The 18925-nt window shown below is 68.4% G+C and carries 16 protein-coding genes; 10 read left to right on the forward strand and 6 right to left on the reverse strand.

Going from position 1 to position 18925, the window contains the following annotated elements; all coding sequences use genetic code 11:
* The 10 genes from E3T22_RS13430 to E3T22_RS13475 form a co-directional block, all read left to right on the forward strand.
* A partial coding sequence (locus tag E3T22_RS13430) for a DUF4082 domain-containing protein (RefSeq protein WP_134493535.1) occupies window positions 1-278 on the forward strand: 278 nt, incomplete at its 5' end.
* Between the two features lie 141 nt (window positions 279-419).
* Window positions 420-1499 carry a Gfo/Idh/MocA family protein gene (locus E3T22_RS13435; RefSeq protein WP_088457345.1) on the forward strand — a complete coding sequence of 360 codons (1080 nt, stop codon included), beginning with the start codon at window positions 420-422 and terminating at the stop codon, window positions 1497-1499.
* Entirely contained in the window at window positions 1496-2491 is a 996-nt protein-coding gene (locus E3T22_RS13440) for an NAD-dependent epimerase/dehydratase family protein (protein ID WP_134480957.1), read from the forward strand. The genes E3T22_RS13435 and E3T22_RS13440 overlap by 4 nt, the downstream gene beginning before the upstream one ends.
* Entirely contained in the window at window positions 2488-3645 is a 1158-nt protein-coding gene (locus E3T22_RS13445; RefSeq protein ID WP_134480956.1) for a DegT/DnrJ/EryC1/StrS aminotransferase family protein, read from the forward strand. Before E3T22_RS13440 ends, E3T22_RS13445 begins: the two co-directional genes overlap by 4 nt.
* The gene (locus E3T22_RS13450) at window positions 3642-4277 is read left to right on the forward strand and encodes an acetyltransferase (RefSeq protein WP_134480955.1); all 636 of its coding nucleotides are present in this window, start codon (window positions 3642-3644) and stop codon (window positions 4275-4277) included. The genes E3T22_RS13445 and E3T22_RS13450 overlap by 4 nt, the downstream gene beginning before the upstream one ends.
* A 20-nt stretch (window positions 4278-4297) precedes the next feature.
* Entirely contained in the window at window positions 4298-5380 is a 1083-nt protein-coding gene (locus E3T22_RS13455; protein ID WP_088458129.1) for a DegT/DnrJ/EryC1/StrS aminotransferase family protein, read from the forward strand.
* Complete coding sequence (locus tag E3T22_RS13460; protein WP_134407790.1) at window positions 5371-6900, forward strand: lipopolysaccharide biosynthesis protein; 1530 nt, start codon at window positions 5371-5373, stop codon at window positions 6898-6900. The genes E3T22_RS13455 and E3T22_RS13460 overlap by 10 nt, the downstream gene beginning before the upstream one ends.
* Entirely contained in the window at window positions 6897-8162 is a 1266-nt protein-coding gene (locus E3T22_RS13465; protein WP_134480954.1) for a glycosyltransferase, read from the forward strand. Before E3T22_RS13460 ends, E3T22_RS13465 begins: the two co-directional genes overlap by 4 nt.
* Complete coding sequence (locus E3T22_RS13470) at window positions 8159-9358, forward strand: glycosyltransferase (RefSeq protein WP_088457339.1); 1200 nt, start codon at window positions 8159-8161, stop codon at window positions 9356-9358. The genes E3T22_RS13465 and E3T22_RS13470 overlap by 4 nt, the downstream gene beginning before the upstream one ends.
* Before the next feature lie 36 nt (window positions 9359-9394).
* Window positions 9395-11308 carry a DUF4082 domain-containing protein gene (locus E3T22_RS13475; RefSeq protein WP_134480953.1) on the forward strand — a complete coding sequence of 638 codons (1914 nt, stop codon included), beginning with the start codon at window positions 9395-9397 and terminating at the stop codon, window positions 11306-11308.
* Window positions 11309-11357: 49 nt separating this feature from the next.
* Here the strand turns inward: E3T22_RS13475 and E3T22_RS13480 are convergent, their stop codons facing one another.
* The 6 genes from E3T22_RS13480 to E3T22_RS13505 form a co-directional block, all read right to left on the reverse strand.
* Window positions 11358-12704, reverse strand: coding sequence for an O-antigen ligase (locus E3T22_RS13480; RefSeq protein ID WP_088457337.1), 1347 nt, complete (start codon window positions 12702-12704; stop codon window positions 11358-11360).
* Window positions 12701-13543, reverse strand: coding sequence for a hypothetical protein (locus tag E3T22_RS13485; RefSeq protein ID WP_088457336.1), 843 nt, complete (start codon window positions 13541-13543; stop codon window positions 12701-12703). Before E3T22_RS13485 ends, E3T22_RS13480 begins: the two co-directional genes overlap by 4 nt.
* Window positions 13540-14265 carry a hypothetical protein gene (locus E3T22_RS13490; protein WP_134407793.1) on the reverse strand — a complete coding sequence of 242 codons (726 nt, stop codon included), beginning with the start codon at window positions 14263-14265 and terminating at the stop codon, window positions 13540-13542. The genes E3T22_RS13485 and E3T22_RS13490 overlap by 4 nt, the downstream gene beginning before the upstream one ends.
* A complete protein-coding gene (locus tag E3T22_RS13495; RefSeq protein WP_088457334.1) occupies window positions 14262-15260 on the reverse strand; it encodes a glycosyltransferase family 2 protein in 999 nt (332 codons plus the stop codon). The genes E3T22_RS13490 and E3T22_RS13495 overlap by 4 nt, the downstream gene beginning before the upstream one ends.
* Window positions 15261-15453: 193 nt before the next feature.
* On the reverse strand, window positions 15454-18129 hold the full coding sequence (locus E3T22_RS13500; RefSeq protein ID WP_088457333.1) for a WecB/TagA/CpsF family glycosyltransferase: 2676 nt from the start codon (window positions 18127-18129) through the stop codon (window positions 15454-15456).
* Between the two features lie 88 nt (window positions 18130-18217).
* Window positions 18218-18916, reverse strand: a complete 699-nt coding sequence (locus tag E3T22_RS13505) for a hypothetical protein (protein ID WP_134407795.1) — start codon at window positions 18914-18916, stop codon at window positions 18218-18220.
* Window positions 18917-18925 lie beyond the last annotated feature (9 nt).

Genomic DNA, 18925 nt, shown 5'->3' on the forward strand with positions numbered 1-18925 from the left:
CCTTCACCAACGAGACGGCGTCAGGCTGGCAGACCGCGCAGCTGGCGACACCCGTGGTCTTGACCGCCGGCCAGACCTACGTGGTGTCCTACTTCGCACCCAACGGCCGGTACTCCGCGACGCCGAACTACTTCGCCACCCCGCGCACCGTCGGTCCGCTGACCGCCGGCACGACGTCCAACGGCCGGTACCTCTACGGACCCGCCGGCGGCTTCCCGACCAACAGCTGGCAGGCGGAGAACTACTTCGTCGACGTGGTTTTCACACGATCCGGCTAGAGAATTCGGTTTCACCGAACCCGCGGTGNTTTCACACGATCCGGCTAGAGAATTCGGTTTCACCGAACCCGCGGTGAAGCCTCGCATGACAGGCCCGTCACCCGAGCGGTCCTGAACGCCCACAACACCCTGGGGGTATCAGTGAACACGAAACTTCGAATCGCCGTCGTCGGCGCCGGATACTGGGGGCCGAACCTCGCCCGCAACTTCCGAGCTAACCCGGAATGGGACCTGGTCGCGATCTGTGACCTCGACAGGGACCGCGCCCAACGGGTCGCCGACGGTGTCGGCGGCGCCCGCGTGGTGACATCGCTCAAGGACCTGCTGGAATCCGATGACATCGACGCCGTGGCTATTGCCACGCCGGCCTCCACCCACCACGGCATCGCCAGGGCCGCCCTGAGCGCAGGCAAGCACGTGATGGTGGAGAAACCTCTCGCCGACACCGGGGTCAAGGGCCGGGACATGGTTCGAGTGGCCGCCGACAGGGGACTGGTCCTCATGGCCGACCACACCTACTGCTACACGCCCGCCGTCCTGAAGATCCGGGAGCTTGTCGCGGAGGGAGCGCTCGGCGACATCCTGTTCATCGATTCGGTGCGCGTGAACCTCGGCCTGATCCAGCCCGACGTCGACGTTTTCTGGGACCTCGCCCCTCACGACCTGTCTATCATCGACTTCGTGCTTCCCGGCGGGCTGCGGCCGCTGTCGGTGTCGGCCCACGGCGCTGATCCGCTGGGGGCGGGTAAGGCGTGCGTGGGATACCTCGCGCTGCCGTTGGCGAACGGGGCGATGGCCCACGTGCACGTGAACTGGCTCAGCCCCACCAAGATTCGCCAGATGATCATCGGCGGCACCAAACGAACCCTGGTCTGGGACGACTTGAACCCGCAACAACGGGTCAGCGTCTACGACCGCGGCGTCGACCTGTCGCTGCAGGCCGTCGGCGGGGAGGCGCGTCGGGAGTCGACGATCTCCTATCGGTTGGGTGACACGTGGTCGCCCGCCCTCCCCGAACACGAGGCCCTCGGTGCGATGGCGACGGAGTTCGCCCGCAGCATCCGGGAGAAACGTCCCGCCAGGACCGACGGGGAGTCGGGACTGCGGGTACTGGCGGTGCTGGAGGCGGCGACCAGGAGCCTGGCGGCGGCCGAACTCGCACCCGTTGCCGACATCCGTGCCAGTGCCGATGACCTGAGCCTGATCGGTGAGGCGTCATGAGCGCCCTGGTCGGAGCGACTGTCCTTGTCACCGGCGGCGCCGGCACCATCGGATCGGCTATCGTCGACCAGCTCCTTGATGCCGGTGCGGCGCACATTGACGTGCTCGACAACCTGGTCAGGGGCCGGCGCGACAACCTCGCCGGGGCCCTGGCGTCTGGCCGGGTGACTCTGGTGGAGGGCGACCTACGTGACCGTGACCTGGTCCATGACATCGTCGCGGGCAAGGACCTGGTCTTCCACGAGGCAGCACTCAGGATCACTCAGTGCGCCGAAGATCCGCGCCTGGCCCTCGAGGTGCTCGTCGACGGCACCTTCAACGTCTTCGAGGCGGCGGCCGACCGGGGCATCGAGAAGCTCATCACCGCGTCCAGCGCTTCGGTGTACGGACTCGCGGAGCACTTCCCCACCTCGGAGCGCCACCACCACCACAACAACGACACCTTCTACGGTGCGGCGAAGTCGTTCAATGAGGGCATGCTGCGCAGCTTCAGAGCCATGCGCGGCCTCGACTTCGTGGCGCTGCGGTACTTCAACGTCTACGGTCCGAGGATGGACGTGCACGGCCTCTATACCGAAGTCCTGGTGCGGTGGATGGAGCGCATCATCGACGGGAAAGCACCGCTGATCTTCGGGGACGGCCGCCAAACCATGGACTTCGTGTTCACCGCCGACATCGCCAGGGCGAACCTGCTCGCTGCGACCAGTGACAGCCGTGACGGCGTGTACAACATCGCCAGCGGGGTGGAGACGAGCCTGCTCGAACTGGCTGAGCACCTCCTGCGAGCGATGGATTCGACGTTGCCGGTTGAGCACGGCCCCGACCGGGCAGTTAACGGAGTGGCGCGCCGACTTGCTGATGTCTCCGCAGCCCGGCGGGATCTCGGGTTCGAAGCCCGGGTCGGGCTCGATCAGGGGTTCCGGGAACTCGTCGCCTGGTGGGCACCCCTCCGCGAGGAAATCGCCGCCGGCCGAACGCTGGTGACCTCATGAGCCGCATCAATGTCATGAAGCCGTGGATCGGCGCCGACGAGATCCAGGCGGTCACCGAAGTGATCGAATCCGGCTGGGTCGCGCAGGGACCCCGGGTGGCCCGGTTCGAGGAGGAATTCGCGACGGCCATGGGCGCCGAGCACGCCGTGGCGACGTCGAACTGCACCACGGCCCTGCACCTGGCACTCGTCGTTGCGGGCGTACAGGCCGGGGACGAGGTGATCGTCCCCTCCTTCTCGTTCATCGCGACCGCCAACGCGCCTACGTACGTCGGCGCCCTCCCGGTCTTCGCCGACGTGGACCTGGCGACGGGCAACCTCACCGCGGAGACCGTGTCCGCGGTCATCACCGATCGCACACGAGCGGTGATCGTGGTGGACCAGGGCGGGATCCCGGTTGACCTCGCCGCGATCCGTGCAGTGTGCGAACTGCGCGGGATCTTCGTCATCGAAGATGCGGCCTGCGGCGCCGGGTCCACCTACCGGGGGCGCCCGGTCGGTGCCGGGGCTGACATCGCCGCGTGGTCCTTCCACCCGCGCAAGCTCCTCACCACCGGCGAGGGCGGGATGCTGACCACGTCGACAACGGCGTGGGCGACCCGCGCCCGGCAGCTTCGGGAGCACTCGATGAGCCTCTCGGCCGCCAGCCGCCAGGCAAGTGTGCTTTCACCGGCCGAGGAATACCGGGAGATCGGATTCAACTACCGGATGACCGACCTTCAGGCCGCGATCGGGATCGTGCAACTCGGACGCTTGCCGGAAGTCGTGCGCAAGCGACGGGAGCTGGCGGAGCGGTACAGCATCGCCCTGGCCGCAGTGCCGGGTCTGCGCGTGGTCAGCGACCCGGAGTGGGGAACCTCGAACTTCCAGTCCTACTGGGTCGAAGTGCTCCCGGATTTTCCCACGGATCGAGAGGGCCTCGTCGAGGCGCTGGCGCATGCGGACATCTCGGCCCGCCGCGGCATCATGGCGGCACACCGCCAACCGGCCTACCGGGATTGGGTCGAGCACAACGTTCCGCTTCCGGTCACCGAGCGCCTGAACGACAACACGCTGATCCTGCCGCTCTATCACGAGCTGGCGGATGCTGAACAGGACCGTGTGATCGATGCCGTGGTGCAGGTCTCGTCCACCCGTCGCCGGGGCGCCGCATGAGAGACGTCATCCTGCTCGCCGCCAGCGGCCTGGCGAGAGAGGTCGTCTCGGCGGAACAGCGTGAATTCCGCTGGGTGGCAATTCTCGACGACGATGAGGAGCTGCACGGCAGCCGCGTGGCTGGAATCGACGTGATCGGCGGATTGGAACGCGCTGCGAGGCACCGGACCGGGCTGCTGATCTGCGTCGGCTCCGGCGCCGGGCGACGCCGGGTGGCTGACCGGCTGGCCGCCCTGGAGGTGCAACCGGAGCGGTATGTCACGGTCATCGACGCCTCGGCACGTGTCCCCGCCTCCTGCACTGTCGGCCGGGGCAGTGTGCTGCTTGCGCACACCGTGCTCACTGCCGACGTCAGAGTCGGCCGTCATGTCGTGGTCATGCCGCAGGCAACCCTCACGCACGACGTGGTCGTCGGTGACTTTGCCACTCTCACTGCCGGAGTCTCCCTCGCCGGGGGAGTCACAGTGCACGAGGGTGCCTACCTCGGCATGAACGCCACCGTTCGGCAGGGCGTCGTCGTCGGAGCCGGAGCGATCGTCGGGATGGGCGCCGCTGTCATCGCCGACGTGCCGGCCGGAGAAACCTGGGCCGGTGTCCCCGCCCGGTCCGTCTATCAGAGGAGCGCAGTGTGAAGACCACCGAACGAGTCCCGATGCTCGACCTGGCCGGGCAGCATCAGCAGATCGCCGACGTGGTTCGGCAGGGCTTCGACCGGGTCATCGCGGCGAGTTCCTTCATCCAGGGCCCCGACGTCGCCCGGTTCGAAGGGGAATACGCGGCCTACTGCACCAGCCGGCACGTGATCGGTGTCGGTAACGGCACCGACGCGCTCGAGCTCGCACTGCGCGCCAGCGGCATCGGCGCAGGCGACGAGGTCATCGTTCCCGCCAACACCTTCGTGGCGAGCGCCGAAGCCGTTCTGCGCGCCGGTGCGCGGGTGGTCTTCGCCGACTGCGACGAGAATTTCCTCCTCGACCCCGTGAGTGTGGGCGAGCGGATGACCGCCCAGACCCGAGCGGTCATCGCCGTGCACCTTTACGGTCAAGCCGCGCCGGTCGACGAACTCCGTCTGCTGGTCGGCCCCGACGTCGTCCTGGTCGAAGACGCGGCGCAGGCCCAGGGGGCGCGGTCCCATGGTCGGCGCGCCGGGTCCCTGGGGGACGTGGCCGGCACCAGCTTCTACCCCGGCAAGAACCTCGGCGCCTACGGTGACGCAGGTGCCGTGATCACATCCTCCGACGCGATCGCCGCCGAGGTGCGTGCGCTCAGTAACCACGGCGGAGTGCACAAGTACGAGCACCTCAGCGTGGGGACCAACTCCCGGCTCGACACCCTGCAGGCCGTGGTGCTTTCCGCCAAGCTCGCCCTGCTCGACGGGTGGAACGCCGAACGCCGACGCCTTGCCGCCCGGTACACCGCCCTGCTCGACGGGGCTCCCGGAGTGGTCACCCCCCGAACCGCGCCAGGGAACGAGCACGTGTTCCACCAATTCGTGGTGCGGGTGCCGGAACGGAACCGGACGTATCAGGACATGAGCGACGCGGGTATCGGCGTGGGCATCCATTACCCGGTCCCGGTGCATCAGCTCCCCGCCTTCGCTGACGTGGCCAGGGGGCAGGGCACGTTCCCCGTCGCCGAACGCCTGAGCGGGGAGATCCTCTCGCTGCCGATCTACCCCGGCCTCACCGACGAGCAGCAGGATCGGGTGGTCGACACCCTGCAATCATGCCTGTGACCGACGCCTCACCCGGCTCGGTCCTCGGCGATCAGGTGCGTAGGGGGGCGCTCTGGTCGGCCGGCAGCACCCTGTTCCTGCGCTTCGCCAACATCGCGATCATGGCGGTCGTCGCCCGGATCGTGGCCCCGGAGGCGTTCGGGGTGTTCGCCCTGGCCATGGTCGTGCAGGGGGTCGTCGTCAGCCTCGCCGAACTCGGCATCTCTTCGGCGCTGCTCCGTAACGACCTCGACCCCGACCGCATCGCGCCGACGATCGCCACGGTCTCGATCATCACGAGCCTCGTGCTGGGCACCGCGATGGCCGTTTTCGCCGACCCTCTCGCTGCTGCCCTCGGCTCCCCGGATGCGGCAGGGCCGCTTCGGGTGATGGCGCTCTCGGTGGCACTCATCGGGCCGTTCGTGGTGCCGGGGGCGCTGATCCAACGCGACTTCCGGCAGGATGTGATCTTTCGAGCGGCAGCGATCGCGTTCGTTCCGAGCAGCGCGGTCCTCTTATTGGTGGCACTCGCCGGTGATGGGGCGTTGGCGTTCGCCTGGTCGCGGGTCGCGGCGCAGCTGGTCACCGGGGTGATCCTCACCATGAAGGTGAAAAAACGCTACTGGCCGGGATTTCGGCGGGATCAGATCGGAATGCTGATTCGCTTCGGACTGCCGCTCGCACTGGCCAACCTGCTCAGCCAGGCGTTGCTCAATGTGGATTACGTCTTCGTCGGCCGCACCCTGGGCGTTGAAGCCACCGGGCTCTACTCTCTGGCGTTCACCATCGCCGCCTGGTCCACCGCCGTGATCGGATCCGTTCTGAACGGCATCGTTCAACCCGCGTTCTCCCGAGTGCGTCATGAAGGCGGGGACCTTCGCGGCGCCCTGCTTCAGGCCTGCCGAACTGTCGCCCTGGTGGCCTGCGCGATCGGCGGACTCACCCTCGCCCTCGCCGAGCCGTTGCTCACCACCATCTATGGAACCCAGTGGACGGGAGCCGCACCGGCCCTCGTCGTCCTCGCCGTTTACGGGGTCATCTTCGTGTTGGGCCTCCTCCTGGCGAACATCATCATCTCCACCGGCCGCACCGGCGGTCTGCTCCTCGTGCAGGTCGCCGCTCTCGCGGTGCTCCTGCCCGCCATGGCGGTCGGTGTCCGATACGGCGGTCTGGTGGGCGTGGGACTGGCCCACATTCTGGTGAGCGCGGGAGTCATCCTCCCGTTGTATCTCCTGATGCTGCGACGAACGATCCCTCGACCGTTCGGTGTGATGGTTCGGGCGATTGCCTGGCCGGTGTGTGCCGGCACCGCGGCCGGAGGGACAGCGTGGGCCGTGGCGATGCTGGTGTCAGCGGCTCCGGCGAAGTTTTTGCTCGGAGGGTTGGCCGGCGGCATCCTCTACCTGGTGCTGACCGCACCGCTGCTTCTCCCGCTTGTGCCGCCGTCGCTTCGCCGTTCCCGAACCTTCGGCCGGGTTCTGGCCGGCCTCGCCTGGCCGTCCAGCTGGCTGGCCCGGCGCATGACCGGGGGGCGCGCATGACGCTCGGGGTGCTCGTCTACCCGCACGACCTCGGGATCGGCGGGAGCCAGCTCAACGCGATTGAGATTGCGGCCGCGCTGCAGCGCCGTGGTCACCGGGTTATTGTCTTCGGCACCCCGGGTGCGCTTGTGCAGCGAATCGCCGATCTGGGTCTCGAATTCATCGCGGCTCCACGACCGGGCCGGCGCCCGTCACCCCGGGTGGCCCGTGCGCTCGCCGACCTCGTGGTGGAACGGAAGATCGATGTGCTGCACGGTTACGAGTGGCCACCGGCGCTGGAGTGCGTCCTCGCCAGCCGGCTGCAGCCATCCGCCGTCGCGGTGTCCACCGTGATGTCGATGGCTGTCGCACCGTTCCTTCCGAAGAGCATGCCACTCGCGGTCGGGACCGAGGCGATCGCCGCCGCCGAGCGTGCCTTCGGTCGCTCCTCGGTCAGCCTGCTGGAGCCGCCGGTCGACCTGACGGAGAATCATCCGGGTGCGGTGCCCGCCGGGGTCTTCGGAGCCGGCGACGACGGTCGGTTCACGGTTGGCATGGTGACCAGGTTCGCCCATCAGCTGAAGCTGGAGGGAATCCTCACGGCGATCGACACCGTCGGAGCCCTGGCCCGGCACGCGGCCATTCGGCTCGTCATCGCCGGGGACGGGCCCGCCCGCGAGGAGGTGGTCGCCCGTGCCGCGCACGTCAACGCGGACTCGGGTGCCGGCACCGTGGTCCTGCTGGGCGAGGTGACCGATCCCCGGCCCGTCTACGAGTCAGCCGATGTGATGCTCGGCATGGGCGGGTCTGCGTTGAAAGCGCTCGCCTTCGCGAAACCGCTGGTGGTGCAGGGGGAGGGCGGATACTGGGAGCTTCTCACCCCGGATACCCTGCCGGAATTCCTCTGGGCCGGGTGGTACGGGGTGGGAGAATCGGCCGAAACGGGTCCGGCCCGGTTGGAGGGCATCCTCCGGCGACTGCTCGAGGACGCCGGTCTTCGAGCGGAAGTCGGCGCGTTCGGCCTGGCAACCGTGCACGGGCGGTTCTCGGTGGAGGCCGCAGCCGTGACCCAGCTGGCCATCTATCGCGCAGCACTCCAGCTGCGGGTCACGCGCGGGCAGCAGGTCCGGCACGATGCTGCGGCCCTGACCCGGTACGCCCGGTACTACGCGGGGAAACGTGTGCGCCGGTTGATCGGAACCGAGCAGACCGACGACTTCAACGCCCGTCCGGCGAGTGTCCGGCCCGGAAGCCTGCCGGTGACGACGGGAGCGGGCTCGTGACACTGCCGTACCTCGTCTACATCGCCGGCGCCGAATGGGATGCCGTTCCGGGAACCGACCGGCGTCTCACGGCGGCGCTGGCCCGACGCATCCCGGTCCTCTGGGTTGACCCTCCGGTGGCGGTGCACAGGACATTGCGCCGCAACTACCGCTGGCCGTTGCCTCAGCTTGTCTCCGAGGGCCCGAACATCGTTCGGCTGCGCAGCGTCACCGTGCCGTTCGCGTCGAAGCGGGCAATGCTCTCCATCGCGGGTGCCCTGGGCGCCTGGGCAGTCCGCTGGGCGGTCAAGAAGCTCAACGCCGACGTGACCGCTGTCGTGGTGGCGACTCCCCGGGCACGGTTCCCGAGACGGGTACGGGGTAGTCGGCTGCTCTACCTCACCGACGACTGGGTGGCCGGCGCTGCCCTGCTGGATCTGCCCCAGTCTGGTATTTCCCGGATCCTCCGAAGGAATGTGTCCCGGGCCGACGTCGTCGCCGCGGTCACCCCGGAGCTCGCCGCAACAGTCAGCGGTCTCGCCGTCGACCGCACGGTCGAGGTCCTGCCCAACGGCTGCGAACCTGTTGTGTCTGCCGGCCGGCGTCAACCCGACCGCGGGGACCCGGAAGCCGCTGCCGCCCTGGTCGGACAACTCAATGAGCGATTGGACTTCGACGTGCTCGAAGCGGTGCTGGCGACCGGGGTGCCGATCCTGGTCGTCGGACCGCGTACTGAGCGTGATCCTCAGATCACGGTCCGCCTCGACGCGTTTCTCGCCGCAGAGACGGTGACCTGGCTGGGGGAGGTTCCGTTTGCGGAACTACCCGGTCACCTCGTGGGGGCGGTGGTCGGCCTGACTCCGTATCGCATCACGTCATTCAACCGAGCCAGCTTTCCCTTGAAAACCCTGGAATACCTGGCCAACGGGCTGCCGGTGGTGTCGACCGATCTGCCGGCAGTCCAGTGGTTGAACACCGACCTGATCAGCGTCGGGACTGATCCGCGGCACTTCGCTGAGCACGTGCAGCGAATCGTTTCCGATCCGGCACGCGGCGCGGAGGCTGAGACCGACCGCCGACGCCGGATCGAATTTGCGGCATCCCACAGCTGGGACGTCCGGGCGGGGCGGCTCCTGGACCTCGTCCTCCCCGCGGGCAGCTCAGGTGTCCCCGCGACGCCACGATCACGACCCGCAGCATCCGGCGCGCTCACCTGAGCACCCGGCAGTTCGGCCATCGCGAGGGAGCAGCACATGCCATCGGAACAGACCACCGTCATCACGGCGAGCCGCCGGCGGTGGGCGGTGATCGTCGCAGCGGGCGTCGTGGTCGTTGTGGCCGCACTGTCGCTGGTGGCCGGCGTCGCAGGACAGGCACGGGCAGAGGCCAACATCTTCGGTTCACCGACCCCCACTGTGGCCGCAGCATCGGACGATGCGTCGGTGGAAGTGGGCGTCCGCTTCACCAGCACCCGGGATGGCTGGGTGACCGGTCTCCGGTTTTACAAGGGCACAGGCAACTCCGGACCACACCTGGGCACTCTGTGGGACGGTGACGGGAACCCGCTGACTCGGGTGGAATTCACCCGAGAATCCTCCAGCGGATGGCAGGAAGCCACCTTCGCCGAACCGGTGCCGGTTCACCGCGGCCACAGCTATGTCGCCTCCTACTTCGCGCCACGGGGTCACTACGCCTCGGATGCCGGCGCGCTAGCCGACCCGCATACCAACGGCGCGCTGTCGGTTCCGGCCGGCGGCGGCGTCTTCCGCTACGGGTCCGGAGGCTTCCCGACCGCGTCGTTCGAGGACACCAACTATTACGTCGACGTCAGGTTCCGCTCCGCCGCCCCGGGTGAAACGGTGCCGGAAGACCACCCGCGGGCCGCTAGTCCCTCGGCCCCGGCCGAATCGTCCTCCACCCCGACCCCGGCTGCGCCCGACCCGATCTCGGTGCCCCCGAGCGACACCGGGACCACGCTGGCCCTTCCGCGGATTCCCTGGGAAGGAGGGCCGGCCTACTGGAAACAGTTCAGCAAGGCCGACGCGGCCGGTTGGGACGACCCGACGTTTTTCCCTATCGTCTCCTGGTTCGGCAACTTCAGCACCGATGACGAGGTCGCCTACGACAAGTCACTCGGCATCAACACGTACAGCGGCATGTGGGATGGCACGCCGTACCGGCTCTTTGCCGACAACGGTGTGTTCTGGATCGGCGGAAAGCTCAACGACGGCTTCACCGCCGACAGCGGCAATTGGGTGGGCCAATTCCTTGACGATGAGGTCGACGGCCGATTCACCCCAGCAGACGGCCACAAGCACCTCCAGGGGTTGGTCGACGCCCTCCCCGACGACGGGCGCTTCCGCTACGCGAACTTCACCCAGATGGTGATCGCAAGTGACCTCCCGCAGGAGGCAGCGCGCCAATACGTGAACGGATACACCGATGTGGTGTCGGTGGACATGTACTGGTACAGCATCCCCTTCTGCGACCAGACCCCGTATCGGGATGTGTATCTGACCCCGGTCGCGCAGGCGACCTGTCGCACCGCGTCGAGCTACGGCGCCACTATGAACTCCCTCCGCGCCCAGGACGCCGCAGACGGAAAACTGCAACCACTCTGGCAATGGGTGGAGAACCTGAACGGCGGTCCGCCGGATGCTGCGCCGAAGTCCTACCTCACCCCGGGGCAGCTCACGGGGGCGGTGATGAACTCGATCATCAACGAAGCCCGAGGGATTGCCTATTTCAATCAGAGCCTCAGTGGAACGTGCCAAAGCAGCAACGTTTTCCGCCAATCTCAGGTCAGCCCGGGCTTTTGTGGCAATGCTCAGGTCGCCGCAGTGAAGTCGGTGAACGCTCAAATTCACTCACTCGCCCCGGTGCTCAACACCCAGTCCTACGAGTACACCTTCGGTCCGAAGCTCGACACCATGCTCAAAACCTATGCAGGGTCGGCCTACATCTTCGCGATGGTCGACGGCTCTGCCGGCCCGGGGGAGCGCACTCTCACCCTGCCGCCCGGGGTCGAAGGCAAGAACGTCGAGGTGCTGGGAGAAGATCGCAGCCTGGCGGTCGACGGCAAGGGACGATTCACCGACGCCTTCGCCGAGGAATTCAGCTACCACATCTACCGGGTGCCCCTCACGGCAGGGGCGGGCAGCGAGTAGCGGGTGTCCGCGGGCTGAACCGCCGACTGCCCGGAGGAGTCCAGCTGTCCTATCGGGTCGCCACCGGCTGACCGGGCACGGGAGGCCCTGCAGCGAGCAGGTGCCGCGCACCCCCAGCCAGGCCGAGGACGAGGAAGAGCATCCCCGCAGACATCGAGAACGCGAAACCGTCGAAGAAGGCCATCAGCAGACTGCCCGCGACGAGCGCCGCGACGAGGGCCTGGGCCAGCTGCCGGTCCAGGCTGTCGGTGGCCGTGCGGCGGGCCTGCGCCGCACTGACGATGCCGGCGACGACCAGGATGAGGAAGGCGATGACGCCCAGGATTCCCAACTCGATCGCCAGGAGCAGGTACTGGTTGTCGAAGATGTGATATTTCGCGATGAAGGTGCCGAATCCCTTGCCGACGACCGGGAACCGGCTCATGTAGTCGATGGCGATGTCGTAGCTGGTCGTTCGCGATGCGGTGCTCGGGTCCGACCCCAGTCCGGTGAACAGACCGCGGATCGTTCCGATCATCCCGGGGACGAGCACCCCGATCGCGACGGTCAGGGCGCCGCCCACCGTGACAATGAGCATCCGGACGCTGCGGGAGAGGGTCGGCAGCATGATGATCAGTCCCACGGCGAGGCCGATCAGGGTTGACCGGGAGACCGAGAGCAGTGACGCGACAGTGATCATGGCGACAGGCAGCCAGGGGATCAGCCGATGCGCCGAGCGATTCTCGACGGCCAGGGCGAGGGCGATCGGAAAAGCCATGGCCAGGACGACTCCGTACTCAAGCGGATGGATCGCCGTTCCCGACGCGCGGATGAAGCCGGCTCGCTGGTCGAGTGCGTCCGAGGTGGGGCCCTCCCACATCGTGAACGGCACGAAGTGCCAGAACTCCAGGAGAAGGTTGCCCGTCAGGAACTGAAGGATGCCCAGGGTCGCCATCGCGCCGCCCGCCCACGCGAGCCTGCGCAGCAGGACCCGTAGTTCGCCGACGCTGGGGAGACCGTCGATGCCGACGAGCAGGATCCCGGCCCACGCCAGCAGTCGCAGGAGCCCGTTGTCGGCCGGGCTGACCTCGTCGGTGGGCAGCCCGCGAAGCATGGCACAGGCGTAGCTGAAGCCCGCCACCGCGAGGAGGGCGAACAACGCCGCGGATACGCGTCGCGGGCCCGGTGGCAGAGGGGACTGACGCTGCAGCTGATGCCAGCACCACCAGAGTCCCGCGCCGAGGGCCCAGAGCGTCGCGGGCCGTCCCGCCGACCCCAGGGCCGTGATCGTGAGTCCGGACGGAACCGCGAACAGCAGAACCACGTACACGGTGAGAACAGTCAGTCCGTCGATCCCCCGATGGGGACCTCGCTCCGTCGCGGCGGCGCGGGTCGCCGCGGGCGCCGGCCTGCTCATTCGGCGTGCTCGGGAGCGCGTGCGTCTGCGCCGTGCTTGACGGGGATCGTGCTGTCGTCAAAGCCGTCCGGGACGCCGGCGAGCACCCGGCGGTCGCCGGAACGGGACAGGTCCGGGTGCCTCGGACCCTGGGGTGCGCCGAGGTCGTCGTCGAAGTCCTCGGTTGCCCGGCCGTCTTCGAGCTCAACGTCATCCGGCGTGCCGGCGGAATCGGCAACGGGCGGATCCAACCGGCGTCTCCTGTCCCTGGACAGCAGCAGCCCGTCCACCAACCCGGCCAGGAGCAGGGTGAGAGCGAAGCCGGCGGCAGCTGTTGCGGCGACGGCTTCCAGCCGGCTCTTCTGGATCACCGTACTGGTTTCGTCTGTGGTGAGAGGCATCGCGGTGATGCGCTCAACCTCCGGAACGTCGGCTCGGGTCTGCAGGGAGCTGAGGTTTGTCTGCACGCCGGAGAGGGCGCGGTCGAGCACCAGGGCAACCTCACTGTTGGTGCTGCCGGTGGCGGTGACGGAAAGGAGCGGACCGCTGCTGGTCGCGATGCGCTGGACGGTGGCGTCCGCGGCCGGATGCCCATCCAACAACGACTCACGCACGGTCTGCGAGGCCATCGTGTTCACCAACACGTCACTGGCTTGGCCGAGGCCGCCGAGGAACAGGTAGGGGTTCTCTCCTTCGGGAACGCTCGAGGCCGCGGGCATGAGGAGCAGGGTCGCGTTGCGTTGGTAGGTGGGTTGCACCTCGGAATACACGACGCCGGCAGCGACGCCGGTGAGTACCAGACCGATCAGCACGACGTACCAGCGCCGTCCGAGGCCTCGCAGGAAGTTCTTCAATGTCATGTCACACGCTCCGTTTGCTGGGCGGTTGTGCCCGGTGAAATAGTGGGCGGCAGGGTTTGGCCGGCCGACCCGTCCTGGCGGCGGGGTCTGGGAGTCCGGCCGGCGAGCCGGTCGACGAGCGTTGCCGCGGTCGCGGCCACGCCGAGCCCGACCAGCCCGAGTACGAGCAGGGCCCTGGCCTGTGTTCTGCGGGATCCGCCGACGTGACTGACCGTGGCCTCGGCCGGGACCCGCTCAGTGCTGATGGCATCCCGGGGGTCCAGGGTGCTCTGCCGGTCGGCGGTGAGAACGTCGATCCGGTCGAGGAGAGTGTTGAGGGTCACTCTGACCCTGTCGGGATCCTGACCGGCGACCCGTACCGACAACACCGGGTCGGGGAAGCTGTACTCCCACTGCCCGCCGGTGTTGGGTATGACGACCTGATACCCCTCGGAGACTCCCGCACCGAAGAGTGGGGCGTCCGGCGAGAGACGGTCGGGCAGCTTTCCGTCGTTGATCTCCTGCTCGATGGCCCCGACGAATTCCAACAGGGTGTCCCGCTGTCGGTCGTCGAAGACGCCGACGGCTGCGGCATCGGGAACCACGAAGACCACCTTCGTTTGCGAGACGTAAGCGCCGCCGGCCTCGTCGAGGGTGACGAACGTGACGCCCAGGACGGCGAAAACGGCCACGACGACATACCAGCGCCGCAGGAGAACTCGCAGCAAGCCGGCGGCGGTCATTCGCCCATCCCGATCGGAGAGGCGGCGGTGTTCGTCGCATGAGGAAGGGTCCTCCACCGGCGACGATCCAGCAGCACGGCCAGGGCGTAGCGATCGGCCGCCCGGTGGGCCCGGAGGGCCGCATGGAGCGTGACCGCAACGTGCACGAGCGCGGCGGCGGCGGGGGTGCCGTGCCGTTCGGCGTAGCGCACCCGGTTCACGGACATCAACGCGGATTGCCCGGCGGACACACCTGAGCCGCCCTGGCGGTGAGCGACGGTCGCTGCCGGGTCGTACCACACCGTTGCGCCGGCGTTCCGGGCGCGGCGGAAGTAGTCGGTTTCCTCTGAATAGAGAAAGTACCGCTCATCCCAATCACCGAGGCGCTCGGCGAGCGCCCGGTCGATCAGCAGGGCGGCTCCGGTGGCCCACTCCACGACGTGCGCGCGCCGGTAGCTTTCCTGGTCGTAGACGGTCTCGGAGAGCCAGCCCGGCCTCCGCCGGGCCCGAGAGCCGAACAGCGCTTCGCCGAACGACCGCAGCACCGTCGGTTCGCGGCGGAGCGACGCCTGGAGGACGCCGAGGGAATCCACCAGGCGGGGAACGACGACGCCGGCGCCGGTTGATTCCAAGCAGTTGAGCATCTCGCGCACACTGCCCGGTCGAACCACCAGGTCCGGGTTGAGCACCAGAATGCTGCGTGCACGGCCGACAAGCCTCAACGCCACGTTGATTCCGCCGGCGTAGCCGCGATTGCCGCCGCTGGAGCGCACGGTGATGTCGGCGTGCTCGGCAAGCACACCGAGGGTGCCATCGGTCGAATCGTTGTCGACGACGACGACGCACATCCGAACCGACGGCGTGGCCTCTCTCAGACTGGCGAGGAGCGGCCCGACGTCTGCCTCGCTGTTGTAGGTGACGATGATGACCGCGACATCGGCCGGCTGGTCAGCGCTGACGAAGGTGTCGCGCCCGGGGGCGGGCGACGGCGACCGGTCGGGCGTCAACGCGGTCATGGCAGGAACGGGCAGGGTCGACGTGATGAGTACACGCGTTCACCCCCTTGGTTCGGATCGGATGTGGCAGGTTTTACGAGCCAGACCCATGATGCAATCGACGGGACCAGGGTCCCCGTCGGAGCAGACAGTATCCCGGTCGAGGCAGACCGTCGGACCCCAAAGAGGGGGTGATTGGCCGAAGTCGTCAGGGTCACGCCGCGAGGTCCGGAGGGAGTGCTCGGCTGGACAGGTCGCGTTCCCAGCCCGCCCGGCCTCGGCTGACGACACGGTGGGCCCTGAGCCGGCCGAGCACCGTGAGCAGCCCGTAGCAGACCACGTCGGCCGCGCTCGCCGGGCCGCGCACGGATGCGACGAGGGACCTGATGCTTCCGGCGGTCGTGGACTCGGTCCCCAATTCCGAGACCCCCCGATACTGGCGGGCGAGAACGGCGACGAGGCTGGCGACGGTCCGGGGTGTGAAGACCCGCACGGGAGAGCCGGTCGGTACGACGACCTTCTCGTCGGAGCGGAAGAGGCTGTCGACGTACGAGTCGTCGGCCGTGACGTCGGGGAAGCGGTCGAATCTGCCGTGCCCTGACGCGTTCACGGCATAGGCACCGGCGCCCCAGACGGCGTCGCGATTGGTCGGTATCCTTCGCCGCGCGCGGTAGTAGCTTTTGACCAGGGCCGACGCGCCTGTGGTGTCATAGGTGTACTCGGGGCGTGCGGCCAGGATGCGCCCGGTCCCGAGAGAGTCGAAGATCGCGCGCACCGTGGTGGGTTCGATCGCCACGTCTGCGTCCAGGTAGAGACGCGGCCAGGCGTGGGCGGCGGCGTCGCCGACGTTGAGGGCCGCGGTCTTGGATGCTGTCTCGATGTCGTACACCGCGACGCCGGGGAACCGGCGGGCGACGGACGCCGTGCTGTCGGAGCAGCCGTTGCAGACGACGATGATCTCCGCCTGGTTCAGGGCCGCCATCGGGGCGATCAGGGCGAGGGTACGTCCGATCGTCGCGCGCTCGTTGTGGGCGGGGATGATGATGGTGCCGGCCGGCGTGGCGGACCTGCCCCACGGGCCGGGCTCTGTCGTGGTGACCGCGACCGGCTTTGGGGGAGCGGCCGGCGCCGTCCTCCAGACAGATCCCGTCAGCAGGGCGCGCACGATCGTGCGCTGGGCGGGGTCGGTCCAGTGCCGGGCGGCGGTCACGGCCAAGGCAGCCTGGAAGGCGAGCGCGTAACCGAAGGACCGATAGCGGCGGGTGAAGCGGACCTGGTTCGCGGCGAGCAGCGCCGCCAGCGCGGGCGTGCGGACGCCGGGGCTGGCTTCGGACCTGATACGCGCGGCAGGTTCGTACCAGATCGGCGCCCCCGTCTCACGCACGCGGCGGAAGTAGTCCGACTCCTGGGCGGCGGTGAACCGCTCGTCCCTGTCGCCGACGAGGTCGTCGACGTCCCGGCGCACCAGGAGCCCGGTGTCGAACCCCCAGCGCACTTGATGCGCATGCTCGTAGCTCTCAGCGTCGGTGTACACCGAGCTGAACCGGCCTCCAGAGCCGGAATCGTCCTTTTCGACGGTTGCGCTGAGGAGGGCCCGGCTCACCGTGGGTTCCTTGGGCAGGTGCCGACGGGTGGCGCCATCACCGGTGAGCAAGCGGGGTACCACCGCGCCGGCGCCGGCGCGGTTCATCCGGTCGACCATGGTTCGCAGCGCGCCACGCTCCACCTCCCCGGTGCCGTCGAGCACGAGCACAGCGTCCGCCCTGCCGATGTGGGCTCTGGCGGCATTGATCGAAGCCGCATGGCCGCGGTTTCGTTCCGTCGGCACCAGGATCACGTCCCGTTGGAGCAGCAGCTCGGGCCGGGAGGTGCGACCGGGGTCCCCGCCGGTCACGATGCAGCGCAGTCGGAGGTCCTGACACTCCGCTCGGAGTTCCTCGAGCAGCGGGAGGACGCTGACTGTGCTGTCGGCGACGACAACGACGGCCACGTCGGCGTGCTCGTCCGGGTCGGCGAAGCCGACGAATCGGTTCTCTGGCGCACCATCGTGGGGGTGGACTCCGATCACCGCCGGAGAGGGTGTCCAGGGGGCGGCGATCGACTCCCGCCGCCGCACCGCGAGGTAGGCAGGTGGGCCCTGCACGAGGTACCGGGTGCACAGGCGCCGGGGTTCCAGTGCGAGCCGCCACGCCCACTCCAGTCCGTGCGCGGAAATCCAGTGCGGAGCCCTGGTCACCCGTCCGGCGAGAAAGTCGACGACGGCGCCGAAGGCCAGCAGCACGCGGGAGCCCGTCGCCAGCCCGTGTTCTGCGATCCACAGCTCCTGCCGAGGCTTTCCGAGTCCGACGATCAGGAGCTCGGTGGCGGCATCGTGGATCTCGCGGGCGATCGCCTCCGACCGCACCGAATCGTTCAGTTCGTCCCTAGCGGGAGCCCAGAGACCGGCAACGCACAGCGCTGGGTATCGAACGGCGAGCTCGGCGAGAAGACGGTCGTGGGTGTCGGCCGTCCCGCCCAGAAAGCCGATGCGGGTGCCGCGGCTTTCGCATAGCGCCAAGATCGGTCCGATCAGGTCGCTGCCGGCCAGGCGCGGCCAGGCGCGGCCGGTGATGCGGCCGGCCTGCGCGGCGAGCGGGGCACCATCGATGAGGTTCAGCCAGGTCAGCTGGCTGTGCCCCGCCTCCGGCGCCGGTCCGTCGTCGTCGAGCGTTCCCGACCAGTCGGCACCCGCCCCGAAGTGATGCACATGGTCGAGGTTGATCGACGTGACCGCCAGGGGCGGGATGTCAGGCGCCTCGAGGTGCTCGGTTATCCGTTCTATGGAGTCGCTGAATTCGAGCAGGTCCACGGCGGACCCGCCGAGGACGATTCGGGCTGTATCAAGAGTCATGTTCGCACCACCGAGGGAGACCAGGCATGGACAAGGGAAGGGAGGGGCGTGCAGAGGCCGGACAACGAGATGTACACGGGCCTGCCTGTCAGTCCTGCGCGGTGAATGCGCCGAAGAGCACGTAGCTGGACCCGCCGGCGACGGCGGTGACGGCGAGGGTGATGGAGTCGTCGCCTCGCGCGAAGCTCAGCGTCGTCGACCGTTTGGCGGCGGTGGTCGGAGACTCCAGAAGACCCAGCGGAGCGAAATGCTGCCGGTAGAACGCCAGGACGTCGGTGGTTCCGAGTGACGTCCTGGCCTCCAGCGCGGCCTGCATACGGTCGCCCTCGGTCGCGACGGACGTGTTGTCGATAACCGACTCCGGGATGCCGGGCATGACGTCCGTGGGGAACCCGCCGACCACGGTTCCGGTCGAGCTGGCGGTGGGGGGAAGCGGCAACGAAACGAACGTGGTCCGGGGCTTCGATGGTGGCAGGATGACGCTCTCAGGCTGCTCAGGGAGCACTTCGGTCGACGTGCGCGGCGCGGCGTCGGCTTCGCTCCAGCGCTCGCCGTCCGCGCCGGTGTCCGTCGGCTCCTCCTCAACCGGAGCGGGCGTCGCACCGTCGGTGTCGGCCGGCGTCGGGGTGACACTCCGCTCGGAGGTCGGTTGCGCGGTGGGCGGCGTCGACTCCGCCACGCTCTGGATCCGGTCGGTCGGGGGCAGCAGCTGCGCGACCACGACGCCGGCGCTGGCCACCAGCACCGTGAGGCCGAGCGCTGCCAGGCCGAGCTGACGCTTGTTCATCGGCGTCGC

Source organism: Cryobacterium sp. TMB3-10 (assembly GCF_004402305.1).
GTDB classification, from domain to species: domain Bacteria; phylum Actinomycetota; class Actinomycetes; order Actinomycetales; family Microbacteriaceae; genus Cryobacterium; species Cryobacterium zongtaii.